A 13,880-nucleotide genomic window follows, 5' to 3' on the forward strand; every position below is an offset into this window, starting at 1 on the left:
ATACTCTACGCAGGGCGAAATCGTCACCACCTGCGTTCTACACCAGTTTAGAGCCCGAGTATAAAACTATCCCGTCGATGGAAATCAGCCTCAGATCCTGGATGACATAACGCCCAGTAAGTCAGGGACTGCTCATGCGATTGAATCACGGCACAAATCCCCACGCCTAAGGTCGGAGAAGCCACCATTATCTGGTTGAGATCAAAGGTTAAAGATAATGTGAGGGCGGTCTGCTGGTGATGGACATGGAACGGCAGTTCTGTGATCCCCTCAACCTCCTGTAAGCCTTGGCGGTAAGCCTCCAGGTGAAAGACATTCCAATGTCCCGCAGGGGAGAGATTAAACTCCCAATAATGAGGTTGGTGAGGCTGCCCTAGAAAAAATTCCAGACAGGTCGCCTCCCACAAATCAAATTGGCGAGTCGGTAATGACGGCGAGGGAATCATCACCTGATCTAAATGGCCAGAGACTGTGTATGCGATCGCAAGTTGATTCCCCTCTCGCTCTAAGGTACCGGTAATCGTGATATCGGGGTGGGGGTCGCCAAAGGGCTGCAGGGAAAAGGCAGTCATCGCAAAGATTGGATCAGGGCTTGAATCGCTTCGGATTGGGTTTCGATACTCTCTGTCAGCTTGAACTGGACTAAAGCTCGGTTGAGATTATGGTCTGGATGGTTGACTTTGAAATAGACATTGCCCGCCAGGTAGTCCGTAAAAAAGCGTAGCCCCAGTTCAAAGGCAATCAGACGAATCGCATCATAGAGGTAGTCATAATCATCTTCTGTGAGGAAGGACTGGGCCACCGCCAAATACCCTTGTAAAATCCGCTGGCACATTTTGAGGTCAAAGTGAACCATTTCCCACTGTTCCGTTTCTTCCCCCAAGGGGTTACAGCCTGACCGTAGACAGTCGCCAATATCGTAGTGAATGAGTCCAGGCTTGACCGTATCAAGATCGATGACACTCACTGCTTGCTGAGTATCTGTATCCATCAAGATGTTGTTAATCTTAGGATCGCCATGCATCAGGCGAAGACGAAGTTTGCCCTCCGCTTTCGCCGTTTCAAGGATATTGGTATCTTGTTTGCGATCGCACACAAATTGCAGGCAATACTCCACTTCAGGCGTCAACTCAACCCGGGTATCCTGCACCTGCTCAAACTGCTGTAAATATTGAGGGGTAATATGAAATCCCTCTAGGGTATCCGCCAGCTGCTCCGCTGGTAGATCGCTAATTAGATGGTGAAACATCCCCAAGGCATAGCCCACCTCTTCCGCCTGATCAGGAGTCGTGATTTCCTGAAGGGCGTGGGCCGTTTCCACAAAGCTCATGGCCCGCCAAAAGTCCCCATTCGGACTGACCCAATGATCTTGACGGTCGGAGGTCAGCAGGACTTGGGGCACTTCCCAACGGCGTTGGCATCCATCGGTTTGCAATCGCTGGCAGACATGCTCCGAATAGGTGCGAATATTCCGCATCACCAATTGAGGTTGCTGAAATACCTGGGTATTAATGCGCTGCAGAATGAACCGTTGGTCCGTTACCGTATCTAAGGTGACCAGAAACGTACTGTTGATATTGCCTTGACCAAATTCTTGGACATCAACAATGGTCCCGGCAGATTTGAATTGTTCGGCGACGAGCCAAGGGGACGAACCAGGGGGGAGAGGATCACTCATGGGGCTAAACAATCAAAGGAACTGAGATAAAACACCATAAATCAGTCGAAACACGAGGCTCAGGGTCATCAACACTAAACCAGACACCACCCCCAGCAACAGAATAGATTGAATCGGATTACCCCCCTGCAGCGCCGGCACAAAGAAGATAATCACCAAGGTCAGTCCGGCAATGATCACCAGATCAACCCGTTCAATCCATTGCTGCAATTGACAGTAGACCAAAACCGCCACTAGACCTAACCAAAAGCCACCGCTGATCAGAGTCGTGCCCAAAAAACTCGTCAGCGCTACCGCCAACAAGCCGCCTTCAAACCCCGTAAAAGCTGCTCCTCCTAACATTCGAACAATGGAAAAGGACGGCGGTGGCGATTTGACGCGAACAGGGGCCGGAGCGGCAGGATTGGCGGCCTGCGGGGGCGGCTTTTGCGGGGCAGGTGCTGAGGGGGCAGGTGCAGGAGCTGGTGGGGCCGGAGCTGGCGGAGATTGGGGGACAGGCTGACTATAGTTGAGGGGTTGGCCTAGATTAGAGTGGGGCTGACCCAAAGCAGCCAGAACTTCAGCGGCAGACTGAAAGCGTTTTTGGGGTGACGTTTCTAAGATTTGATCCAAAATCAGCGCTAGACGATCGCTGATCTGAACATAGGGTCGCCATTTCCACTGATTGTGAGACGTATCGAATAAGTCGTTGGGGGCTTTCCCCGTTAGCAAGACAATACAGGTGACGGCCAAGGCATATAAATCAGAGGAAGGGAACACCTGATTCCCGTGGGTTTGCTCTGGTGGCGCATAAAAGGGGGTGTAGATGCTGGTGGCCTTACTAGGAGTCGGCGCGGCCACATTCGCCACTTGCTTCACGGCCCCGAAATCCAGGAGATACAGCAAGCCATTGCCCGTTTGGGTCATATTGGTGTGGGTATGGCGCATGATATTCGACGGCTTGATATCCCGATGAATTGAGCCATTCTCATGGACAAACTGCAGCACAGGTAAAAGCTCTTGCAGCAGTTCGAGGATTTCTTTTTCCTGGAACTGAGTTTTGTCCTCTAACTCTTCCTCCAATGTTTTGCCGTTGATAAATTCTTGGACTAGATAGAAAAAATCTTCAGCAGGTTGTGAGCCTCGACCAGAGACCGGTAATTCAAAGAAGGCAAATAGATCTGGAATTTGCGGATGACGACCCAACTTTTCTAAAACTTCGGCTTCCCGCTGAAATAAACTTTGGGCCATTTGCATCTGGCTTGGCCCTAATCCTGTGGGTTGAAACTGCTTCACCACACATTCTCGTAAGCCCGGCGTGTAGCGATCGCAAGCTAGATACGCAGCGCCAAATCCGCCTTTGGCCAGCAGTCGCGATGGTAAATACCGGCCGATCAGGATCAACGGCATACCACAGCTTAAGCAAAACTTTTGCTGTACGGTTTTGAGGGTTTGGGGATCATCCAGGTCAGCGAAATAGTTATTCGGACGCTGACAATTTGGGCGGGTACAGTAAATCTCCATTGAAGAGTTGCAGCTACTCGCAAAAACTAGTTAGTGGCAGAGGTAACGAGTTCAGCATCGTCAGATGAGTTGGCAATCCTTTTTAGATCTGAGGATAAGGTACTAAACTTGGGCAAAATCTCTGAGATAAAAATCTCCGCCGCTTTGGACCGATATCGATTGGGATTGATAATCAGAGATAATATCCTCTTTATAGCAACGTTCTCAATTTTTACCCGCTTTAGACTACCCAGCTCCAGTTCTTTTTCAATGGCAGAGGTAGAGACAAAAGCAGCGCCTAGCCCTGACTGGACGGCATTCTTAATGGCTTCAATGGAATTCAGTTCCATTTCAATTTTTAACAAACGAGGATCAATATTGCCCCGGGTCAGAATTTGATCAATCACCTTACGAATCGTGGACTGGGCATCTAGGGTGATAAAGCTAAGCTTGTACAGATCTTCTCGTTGAATCACTGCAGACTCAGCAAGAGGATGGGACTCTGGCAAAATCAAGGCCAGCTCATCTTCAGCATAGGCCGTCATCGTCAAAGATTCTTGCAGCTCCAACGGAACTTCGCCGCCAATAATCGCTAAATCGACTTGCCCGTTGACAATACTCCAGCAAGTGCGGCGAGTGGAATGAACATGGAGCTGAACGGCTACATCTGGATAAGCTTGGCGGAATAATCCGATAAGACGGGGCATTAGGTAGGTTCCCGTCGTCTGACTCGCTCCAATCACGAGGGTGCCCCCCTGCAGGTTCTGCAAATCTTCGATGGCCCGGCAGGTTTCCTGGCAGAGCGCTAAAATTTTATCGCCATAGTCCAACAAGAGATGACCTGCTTCAGTCAACTGGGCTCGTCGTCCCCCTCGATCAAAAAGAGGGACAGCTAGCTGGCGCTCTAAGTTTTGGACTTGAAGGCTAACGGCAGGTTGAGAAACATATAGGCTATCAGCGGCACGCTTAAAACTCCCCTCCGCAGCAATCGCTTTGAGAATGCGGAGTTGATCCAGCGTAAACGGAAGGTCAGACATGGGGGATGACCTGCATGTAAGACAATAAAAATCGTCCAGTAATCAAGATATTCTAAGTTAACCGCAAAACGTAGCGGGTCGCACTGTTTGTTGATTCTTGCATACCCACCGAGCAGGGTTCAGATAACAAACCTCTGGCCCGGATAGCAAGATTAAAACCCCTGAAAACCTTTCTAAGACTACTCATGTTAGATATTTAGGGTTGGTGAAGCGCAATCTTTAAGTTTTGTTTCCTAACGGGTCACTCAACCCTGCAAAAGCCTGGAATTAGTCCCTAAACTTAAGGCTTAGATCCAACCAACTCGCTTGGGTAATCGTGGCGCTCGTAGAGATATAGTCCACGCCTGTTTCAGCAACAGCCCTAATGGTTTGCAAATTGATATTCCCCGACGCTTCAATTTTGACCGTGTTGGCACACTGAGATCGAATGAGTTTGACGGCAGATTGCATCTGCTCAACCGCCATATTGTCGAGCATAATGATATCGGCCTGATGGTCTACGGCCTGCTGAACCTGCTCCAGGGTCTCTGTTTCCACTTCAATGGCCAGGGGAAACGGAATGTGCTGACGCACGCGACGAATAGCCTCACCGATACCCCCAGCAGCAAAAATATGGTTGTCCTTTATCATCACCGCATCATCCAAGCCCATACGATGATTGACGGCCCCTCCGACCTGGGTGGCATATTTTTCTAAGATGCGTAAACCTGGGGTCGTTTTGCGGGTATCAACAAGCTGGGTGGGCAGATCCGCAATTTTCTCGGCATAGGTGCGAGTGAGAGATGCGATGCCACTTAACGGCATGATCAGGTTAAGGGCAACACGCTCTCCCATCAGTAAAGCTCCCATTGGCCCTTGGAGCTGAGCAACGACGGTTCCAGAGGGGCTGTTCTTTCCCTCTGGAACGAGAGGATTTATCGCTACCTGGGAGCTTAGGAGATGAAATACGCGCTGAAACAAAGGTAGACCGGCAACTACCCCCGACTGCTTTAAGCGAAGTTCAGCTTGCCCCCAATGGGCTTCTGATCCTTCAGGCCAGAGGGCTTGGGTGGTGCGATCGCCTCGGCCAATATCTTCAGCTAGCCAGGTCTGCAAAAGGGGGTCCAGAATCAGCCAAGGAGGTAAGGTTGCCACAGATTCTAGAGAAGATACAAAATCAGGAATAAAACAATCCAAATAACATCCACAAAGTGCCAATAAACTTCGGTAGCTTCAATCCCAAAATGGCTGGTTTCAGAATAATGCCCCGGCACCCGTGAGCGCCATAACACTGCCGACATCAACAGTAGCCCCACAAACACATGCAATCCATGGAAGCCGGTCAACAGATAGAAGGTGCTGGCAAACAGGTTGGTGGTTAAGCCGAAACCCAAATGGTTGTACTCGTACACCTGGCCTGCTAAGAAGGTCGCGCCCATGGCAATGGTGATCGCAAACCACAAGCGGGCGGCTTTAACATCACCACTCTGTTTAATGGCAGTGTCAGCCTTATGAATCACAAAACTACTGGAAATCAGAATGATGGTGTTGATGCCAGGGAGCATCAATTCCAGCTCTTCGGTGCCCTCGGGCGGCCACTCAGGGGTCACCACGCGAAAGGCAAAATAGGCCACAAAGAGTCCCAGGAATAACATGCTTTCTGAGACGAGGAACACAATAAACCCGAACAGTCGCAAATCGGGATGCTCACTATGGTGCTCAGCGGTTTCCACCGTTGCGGCATAGGCGATGTCGGCTTGATTTTGATCGGCTGTTGAACCTTGCATAGGTCTCCAATGTTGCTAACGTGTTCAGGTTTAAGAAAGGAACTACTCTAAGCTTTCAGCTGCAAGGGCGTGGGCAGGCGCTAGGGTGGCCGCCACAAAATCGAGGGCCTTGGGTGTCCCATAATCATAGGGACCAATCGCTAAAACGGGATCTTCCTCAAAGTTCTCTACAGGTGGGGGAGAAGGAACCGTCCACTCTAAAGTCAGTCCTTTCCAAGGATTACTGTTGGCTCTGGGGCCTGCCAACCAGCTCCATACCGCATTGACCACAAAGGGAATCGTTGATGTCGCCAAAATATAGGACCCAATCGTACATACGACATTCAGCGCTGCAAACTTCGGATCATATTCAGCAATTCGACGATTCATCCCTTGTAGTCCCAAGACATGCATGGGCAAAAAGCAAATATTGAAACCGACAAAGGTCATGGCAAAATGCACCTTGCCCCAGAATTCATTCAGCATCCGTCCGGTCATTTTAGGAAACCAGTGATAGAGACCAGCATAGATGCCAAATACGCTGCCGCCAAATAAGACGTAATGCAGGTGAGCAACAACAAAATAGGTATCGTGCACGTGAATATCAAAAGGCACTGAGGCCACCATCACCCCACTGAGGCCACCCACCACAAACATGGAGACAAAAGCCATCCCAAACAGCATGGCACTGCACAAGTTCAGCTTGCCACCCCAAACCGTTGCTACCCAGCTAAACACCTTAATCCCCGTGGGCACGGCGATCACCATCGTGGCAATCATAAAGAACATCCTTAACCAGTCGGGAGTGCCACTGGTAAACATATGGTGAGCCCAGACAATTAAACCCAAAAAGCTAATGGCAATACTGGAATAGGCAATCGCCTGGTAACCAAAAATAGGCTTACGAGCATGGACCGGCAGAATCTCTGAGATTAAGCCAAAGGCTGGCAGAATCATAATGTAAACCGCCGGATGGGAATAAAACCAGAACATATGCTGGTAGACAATTGGGTCGCCACCCCCTGCTGGGTTAAAGAAGTTGGTGCCTACCAATAAGTCGAAGCCCAACAAGACCATTGCACCACTTAAAACAGGGGTTGCCACTAGCTGCAGGGCCGAAGTCGCCAACATAGCCCAGCAAAACAGGGGCATATCATTCAAGGTCATGCTGGGAATGCGCATTTTAAGAATGGTGACCAAGAAATTAAGTCCCGCCATAATCGATGAGGTTCCCAGCAGAATGACCCCCAGAATCCAGATGGCTTCTCCTGCTTTGTTGGTCATTAAGCTCAAAGGCGGGTAGGAGGTCCAGCCTGCACTGGCGGGGCCGACAAAGAAGCTGCACAACAAGAGAATGCTAGTGGGAGGGATGATCCAGAATGCGATCGCATTCAGTTTCGGGAAGGCCATATCCCTAGCCCCAATCATCAACGGCACCAAAAAATTGCCAAAGCCGCCCGTGAGGGTGGGGATGATCCACAAAAAGATCATGATTGTGGCATGCATGGTGAACAGTTCGTTGTAGGTCTCTCGTGGCACAAAATCTGAAGCGGGAGTTGCCAACTCAGTCCGTACCAGTTCAGCCAGAAGTCCACCAATCAGATAGAACACAAAGCTTGTGACCAGATATTGAATGCCAATCACCTTATGGTCCGTACTGAAGCTGAAGTATTCGCGCCAAGGCGTCACCTCTACTTCTTCTAGATGGGGTGCTTGCGCTTCCGTCATAAATCAATCCTTTATCCCGGGGTGATCACAGAAATCGTTGTCTTAATTGTCAAAATAAATAGCCCTGTCAGGACGCTGAAGGGGAGTGGGCAGCCTGCGCTAAATCCGACTGATGGGAGTCAGGCAGGTGATGAGGCATACCCATCGCTGCAGCATGGTGTTCTAAAGGGGACTTGGTTACAGATTGAGCGACCGTCTCCCTCGACGTATTTGCTACGAGCTGACTATCCACCCAAGCTTGGTATTCAGCCCCAGAGTGGACAATGGAGCGGGTCTTCATTGCTCCGTGATACGCCCCACACAACTCTGCACAAATGACGGGATAAACCCCTTCTTTTGTAGGCTGAAAATTCAAGTGAGTGACTTGACCTGGCACTGCATCTTGCTTCAATCGAAATTCAGGTACCCAAAACGCATGAATCACATCCCTCGCCGAAATGTTGAGGGTTACGGGGCGATTGGCGGGTAGATGGAGTTCGCCGGAGATGATGCCCGTATCGGGATACGTAAATAGCCAAGCATATTGCAAACCATCTACATTGACCTGCAATGGTTCAACGGTTTCAGTTGCCACTGCTTGGCTAAGCGCGCCAGAAGGCATCTGACCTTGATCGGTGACCATGGTGGCGGCATCTGCATCGGCCACCCGTTCCATATCGCCATGCTGATGGGCCATATTATGAGATCCCATCGTACCGACGCTATCAATACTCTGATAGACATCGAAACTATAGATTCCCAACCACAGCACTAGCATTGCTGGAATGGCAGTCCAGACAATTTCTAAAGGCACATTGCCATGCACAGGTTCAGCATCCGTCTGATCATCTGACTTACGGCGAAACGCGAATAAGGAATATAGCAACGCCCCTTGAACAATTAGAAATAGGCCCGTGGCAATGGCCATCATCGATGCGAATAATCGATCGATTTCTGCCGCTTCAGAAGCTGCAGCGATGGGCAGTAATAAATCATTGTTTTGACTGACCCAAAGACTCGCAAGGGTAATTAAAATCCCAATAATTAAGGTGAGAATCGCCGTTGGAACTTTCACAGTGATTTTCCTGTAGTGATAGAGCGGATATCAGGCCAAACGATAAGAAGATTTAAACACCTATTTCAAGACCTTCAACATCACCTACTACGGTAGATCAGCTCCCTCGGTAAGGTGGAACTCTGATCAGCAGTCTTAGGCTTTTCTTTGGGATCCTGACAAGACAACAGACCCTTCTATCTTGGCAGTTGATTCTAGATTTGGAGATAACTGAACCTTAAAGTTTCCTTACAAAAGTCTATGTCTTTCTACCTTTTAGTAGAACCCTTAAAAAAAGGTAATATCCGCAATAGTGTTAAGCAAGCTGCGACACTTGTGTAGCAATATGTTTCAGGCCATTCCAGCGTCAGGAAAATAGTGGTTACAGTGTATCTATTCTGACCAAACTTCGATAGATCTCTACTAGTAGCGAACTATTAAAAGTTAATAACCACTGATGTGGTTACACTCCCCTTCCTATCGTTGTTGACACAATCTATGGCCGACATACTACAGAACCACTCCTCAGGTGCCAATTCAGCGAAAAGAACACCTTGTCAGCTCTTCAGCTATGCGTTTTTCGCCATGGCCCTATTGACACTCTTTCTAATGGCCTTAGGCAGTGCAACACGGGTAATGAATGCAGGATTATCCTGCCCAGATTGGCCCCTATGCTACGGGGAGCTGATTCCCAAGGAACAGATGAATCTCCAGGTTTTCCTAGAGTGGTTTCATCGTCTCATTGCCTCCTCCCTCGGTCTCTTGATGATGGTGTTAGTGGGAGCAACCTGGCGGTGGAAATCGCAATTACCCAAATGGGTACCCATCGTTACGACCCTGTGTCTTGGCTTAATTATCTTCCAAGGCGTCTTAGGCGGATTAACGGTCACCCAACTTTTGCGATTTGATATTGTGACCGCTCATCTAGCGACCGGATTGCTTTTTTTTAGCAGCATGTTAGTGCTAGGCAGTAGCTTAATGCCCTATCAGGGAACGGGGGTTGTGGCTCGACTTCCTTGGCTCAGCACCCTCGCTGGAGTCCTTATCTATTTCCAAAGTATCCTCGGCGGCTTAGTGGCTTCTCGCTGGGCTGCGCACCAATGTCTGGCAGGAGCACAGCTTTGTCGGATTATGTATAACCACTTTGTTGGGGTTGTTCCGCCCACCCTTGCAGTTCTCGCCTTGGTGTTTTTAGCTTGGCGAACTCCAGCCCTGCACCCGCGTTTAAGGGGATTGGGAAAACTGGCTTTAGGTTTGTTAAGCCTACAAATTTTAGTAGGGATATCGACCCTAAGATTACATCTACAAGTTGTCGGCTTAACCGTTGCCCACCAAGCCATTGGGGCCAGTTTATTAGGCACCCTAGTAATCTTCAGCGTGATCGCGATTCGAGATCGCCATCAGGCGGAATATGTGCAACCCTTACAAACCGTTCCCCTCGCAATGACAGGCTCTTTAGAACCGTCTTAAGTCTTCCCCTCGCTACGTTTTCATCGTCTTGCCCCATCTTGGAATTTATTCAGAGGCTTAAATATGCAAAAAACCATATGGGCTGAGGTTCCTTGGCTTCATCCTGGTTTTGCTCAGACCTGCATCGATTTCTATCAACTGACTAAACCCCGGCTGATTCTGTTGTTTTTGATTACAACGGCGGCTGCCATGTGGGTTGCTTCCTCTGGACAAGTCGGCCCGCGATTATTTCTAACGACTTTACTCGCAGGCGCTTGTGCTGCGGGGTCGGCCAATACCATCAACTGTATTTACGATCGCGACATCGACTACATCATGGAGCGAACCCGGCATCGTCCTCTCCCCTCTGGGCGAATCCAAGTCTGGCAGGCTAGTGTTTTTGCTGCATCATTAGCCCTCACCGCCTTTTTCCTGTTGGCCTTTGGGGCCAATCTTTTGAGTGCCTGTCTAGCGATGGCGGGTATAGCTGTTTATATTGGTGTCTATACTTACTGGCTGAAGCGCTCATCCACCCAAAATATCGTAATTGGTGGTGCTGCAGGGGCTATTCCCCCCCTAGTGGGTTGGGCTGCGGTCACTGGAGAATTGAGCTGGGCCGCTTGGGTACTGTTTGCCATCATCTTCATCTGGACGCCACCCCATTTTTGGCCCCTCGCCATGATGATTGAAGAAGATTATTCCAAAGTCGGCGTTCCCATGATGCCTGTGGTGAATGGTATGGCCACCACTGCCAATCAGACCTTTATCTACACGCTCCTGTTGTTACCCGTCACCCTGTTATTGGTTTATCCCTTAAAAGTGTCTGGTGCGTTATATGCGTCGATAGCCATTGTGCTCTGGGTGCAGTTTATTCACAAAGCCTGGCAACTGACTCAAACCCCAGATGATAAGCAGATGGCCCGGTCCGTCTTTAAGTTCTCGATTCTGTATATGATGCTGCTCTGTGCAGGGATGGGAGTCGATAGTCTTCCCTGGACTCAACAGATATGGCACCACTCCACTCATATCCTTCAAGCTTGGATACCCAGCATTGGTTGAAGTCATCAACTTCACCTTGAAGCTACCCCATCTGGAATTTTTTTATCCAGATTGATAGGTACCTCTGTTTTTATTGAAACTATGGCAATATTCGGCGGATGACAGGCTAAATTTACTTAAGGTGAAGTCTAGGTGTGCGAATCAATTGATCACAGTTGAATGACTGCTTTGAAGTTAAATGGCAGCAATATATGGCCTGATAACTGAAGAGCTTCTGTAACGTAATGCTCCAAAAACTACGATCTCAACTAGCAATTCCTAAGATTCATGCAATTGCATCGTAGACACAGTAATAAAATAAGAAAGACTGCCTGTTGAGATTTGTGATTATATGGCTCCTGCTGTTCTCATCCAAAACCTAAAAAAATCCTACGGCAAGGTTGAAGCAGTTAAAGATGTCTCCTTTCAAATTCAACCGGGAGAGATTTTTGGCTTGCTAGGACCCAACGGTGCTGGTAAAACCACAACCTTGCGTTGCCTATGCAGCTTAGCCACACCGGATGGTGGCACCATCGAGGTGAATGGGGTCTCTGTTCAAAAATATCCCAGAGCTGCCCGTCAATTGTTGGGATATATTGCCCAAGAAGTCGCTCTGGATAAAGTTCTTACCGGTCGTGAATTGCTGCAGCTACAAGCGGCCCTTTATCATCTACCGGCCAAAACGATTGCAGGTCAGGTGGAAAAAGTTTTAACGCTGCTAGATCTACAAAGTTGGGCCGATACCAAAACAGGCACCTATTCTGGCGGTATCCGTAAACGACTTGACCTTGCTGCAGGTTTATTGCATGAGCCTGCTGTATTGGTTCTAGATGAACCCACTGTTGGATTAGATATTGAAAGTCGGGTCGTGATATGGGACTTTCTACAAGGACTGCGCGAGCGAGGCACGACCATTCTGCTGACGAGTCATTATCTAGAAGAAATTGATGCCCTTGCCGATCGCGTTGCCATTATTGACCAAGGCACTGTCATTGCCGAAGGGGCACCCACGGACCTAAAAGACCAAGTGGGAGGGGATCGAGTTACCCTCAAGATTCGGGAATTTACTCCAGTTCAAGAGGCACAACAGGCCCAGGCCATGACAACTGCCCTACCCTTTGTGCAAGATGTGATTATCAATCCTGCCCAAGGCAACTCACTCAATATGGTGGTCTCTTCCCAAGGAGATGCCCTCTTAAGTATTCAAACTGCCCTGAAAGAGGCCGGGTTGCCTATTTTTAGCATTGCCCAAGCCCGTCCAAGTTTGGACGATGTTTATCTAGCTGCCACGGGTCGAACCTTGTTGGATGCTGAAATGGCAGCGGCAGGGACTCGCGATCGCAAAAAAGAACGCAAAGAAAATATGCGTTAACTTCCTATCGTTTAGGATCAACTTACCGTCGATGGATCCTCAATTTCTTCTGAACCTAGATACCAACTTTTAAAACTTTGTTATGACCATCACCTCTGCTAACACCAACTCAGTCGCTAACCCAGGTGTTCAAGCCGATTTATTAACGACCCCTGGGATTGTTTCTGGGGAATTCTTGCAAGAGACGGTCGCCCTAACCCGCCGTCTATTTATTCAACTGAAGCGACGCCCTACCACCTTAATTGCTGGTATTATTCAGCCTTTGATGTGGTTGGTTTTGTTTGGTGCGCTCTTTAAAAATGTACCGGAAGGCCTATTTGGCACCAGCCAAAGCTATGGCCAGTTCCTCAGTGCAGGCGTCATTGTGTTTACGGCTTTTAGTGGGGCCTTAAATGCAGGACTCCCGGTGATGTTTGACCGGGAATTTGGTTTTTTGAACCGGCTGCTGGTGGCTCCCTTGGCTTCCCGCTTTTCAATTGTGATGGCATCGGCGATTTTTATCACAACCTTGAGCTTGATCCAAACTCTAGCCATTATGGTTCTGAGCTTCTTTATGGGAGCGGGGTTGCCCAATACGGTGGGTTTGGCCATTGTTGCTCTCATTGTTTTACTGCTTGTTTTAGGGGTGACAGCCCTTAGCTTGGGACTTTCCTTTGCCTTGCCGGGTCATATTGAGCTAATTGCCGTTATTTTTGTCACAAATTTGCCCCTATTGTTCGCTAGCACCGCTTTAGTCCCCTTGGCCTTTATGCCAACTTGGCTACAGGTGATTGCTAGCTTAAATCCCCTAAGCTTTGCCATTGAGCCGATTCGGTACCTTTACCTCCATAACGACTGGAGCTTCACTGGCGTGGTTATGGAAGCACCTTGGGGATCGGTCAGCTTGGCGGGTTCCTTATTGCTGCTATTCGGATTTGATGCCCTAGCACTTTTGAGTATTCAGAAGCTGCTCTACCGCCGCCTCGGCTAATCTCACTTGATTCTTTGTTGGAGCTGGTATTGAGGACGCAAAGAATCCCAATTTTCCAGCTCTTTTTCATTGAGCTTCGTGTTGTCATCAACTTGGAGAATTTTTTCTGGCCGCTGACTTTGTCGCTGTTCTAGCTGCTTGATTTCGTGTTCCAGATGTTGGCGACCGGCCTTAAAAAAATCTTCTGCGGCATTTTGGGTGGCGAAAAAGCCTGGAGAAACCGTTGGCACAGCCCGTACCGGTATCGCAGTCAGACCAAGGGTTAAGCCCAGTACAACCGTTGGTATGGCGATCTTGCAAGGTTGCCTTTGATGTTTAAAGTTTAGGTCTACCATTGGCCTGCCTCTA

13 protein-coding genes are annotated in these 13,880 nt (G+C 49.0%); 4 read left to right on the forward strand and 9 right to left on the reverse strand.

Going from position 1 to position 13,880, the window contains the following annotated elements; all coding sequences use genetic code 11:
* Positions 1 to 47: 47 nt before the first annotated feature.
* The 8 genes from AM1_RS20915 to AM1_RS20950 all read right to left on the reverse strand — a co-directional run bounded on the left by AM1_RS20915 (position 48) and on the right by AM1_RS20950 (position 8,724).
* Positions 48 to 572 carry a DOMON-like domain-containing protein gene (locus tag AM1_RS20915; protein WP_012164891.1) on the reverse strand — a complete coding sequence of 175 codons (525 nt, stop codon included), beginning with the start codon at positions 570 to 572 and terminating at the stop codon, positions 48 to 50.
* On the reverse strand, positions 569 to 1,678 hold the full coding sequence (locus AM1_RS20920) for a phosphotransferase enzyme family protein (RefSeq protein WP_012164892.1): 1,110 nt from the start codon (positions 1,676 to 1,678) through the stop codon (positions 569 to 571). Before AM1_RS20920 ends, AM1_RS20915 begins: the two co-directional genes overlap by 4 nt.
* A 12-nt stretch (positions 1,679 to 1,690) precedes the next feature.
* Positions 1,691 to 3,181 carry a serine/threonine-protein kinase gene (locus AM1_RS20925; RefSeq protein WP_012164893.1) on the reverse strand — a complete coding sequence of 497 codons (1,491 nt, stop codon included), beginning with the start codon at positions 3,179 to 3,181 and terminating at the stop codon, positions 1,691 to 1,693.
* 26 nt (positions 3,182 to 3,207) lie between these two features.
* Positions 3,208 to 4,197 (reverse strand): LysR family transcriptional regulator, encoded by a 990-nt coding sequence (locus AM1_RS20930; RefSeq protein WP_012164894.1) that lies wholly within the window; start codon positions 4,195 to 4,197, stop codon positions 3,208 to 3,210.
* Between the two features lie 267 nt (positions 4,198 to 4,464).
* Positions 4,465 to 5,331 (reverse strand): carboxylating nicotinate-nucleotide diphosphorylase, encoded by an 867-nt coding sequence (gene nadC, locus AM1_RS20935; RefSeq protein ID WP_012164895.1) that lies wholly within the window; start codon positions 5,329 to 5,331, stop codon positions 4,465 to 4,467.
* Positions 5,332 to 5,336: 5 nt separating this feature from the next.
* A complete protein-coding gene (locus AM1_RS20940) occupies positions 5,337 to 5,963 on the reverse strand; it encodes a cytochrome c oxidase subunit 3 (RefSeq protein WP_012164896.1) in 627 nt (208 codons plus the stop codon).
* Between the two features lie 42 nt (positions 5,964 to 6,005).
* A complete protein-coding gene (gene ctaD / locus AM1_RS20945; protein ID WP_012164897.1) occupies positions 6,006 to 7,670 on the reverse strand; it encodes a cytochrome c oxidase subunit I in 1,665 nt (554 codons plus the stop codon).
* A 67-nt stretch (positions 7,671 to 7,737) separates the two neighbouring features.
* Positions 7,738 to 8,724: a cytochrome c oxidase subunit II gene (locus AM1_RS20950; RefSeq protein ID WP_012164898.1), complete on the reverse strand. Its 987-nt coding sequence runs from the start codon at positions 8,722 to 8,724 to the stop codon at positions 7,738 to 7,740.
* Positions 8,725 to 9,288: 564 nt separating this feature from the next.
* Here AM1_RS20950 and AM1_RS20955 point away from each other — a divergent pair.
* From AM1_RS20955 to AM1_RS20970, 4 genes are all read left to right on the forward strand, one after another.
* Positions 9,289 to 10,173, forward strand: a complete 885-nt coding sequence (locus AM1_RS20955; protein ID WP_012164899.1) for a COX15/CtaA family protein — start codon at positions 9,289 to 9,291, stop codon at positions 10,171 to 10,173.
* A gap of 63 nt (positions 10,174 to 10,236) precedes the next feature.
* Complete coding sequence (locus AM1_RS20960; protein ID WP_012164900.1) at positions 10,237 to 11,211, forward strand: heme o synthase; 975 nt, start codon at positions 10,237 to 10,239, stop codon at positions 11,209 to 11,211.
* A 331-nt stretch (positions 11,212 to 11,542) separates the two neighbouring features.
* Positions 11,543 to 12,562: an ABC transporter ATP-binding protein gene (locus tag AM1_RS20965; RefSeq protein ID WP_012164901.1), complete on the forward strand. Its 1,020-nt coding sequence runs from the start codon at positions 11,543 to 11,545 to the stop codon at positions 12,560 to 12,562.
* Positions 12,563 to 12,644: 82 nt separating this feature from the next.
* A complete protein-coding gene (locus AM1_RS20970) occupies positions 12,645 to 13,532 on the forward strand; it encodes an ABC transporter permease (RefSeq protein ID WP_012164902.1) in 888 nt (295 codons plus the stop codon).
* A gap of 2 nt (positions 13,533 to 13,534) precedes the next feature.
* On the opposite strand, the gene AM1_RS20975 is transcribed toward AM1_RS20970, so the two are convergent.
* Complete coding sequence (locus AM1_RS20975) at positions 13,535 to 13,867, reverse strand: hypothetical protein (RefSeq protein WP_063710531.1); 333 nt, start codon at positions 13,865 to 13,867, stop codon at positions 13,535 to 13,537.
* Positions 13,868 to 13,880 lie beyond the last annotated feature (13 nt).

The sequence above is a fragment of the Acaryochloris marina MBIC11017 genome, assembly GCF_000018105.1.
In the GTDB taxonomy this organism is placed as follows: domain Bacteria; phylum Cyanobacteriota; class Cyanobacteriia; order Thermosynechococcales; family Thermosynechococcaceae; genus Acaryochloris; species Acaryochloris marina.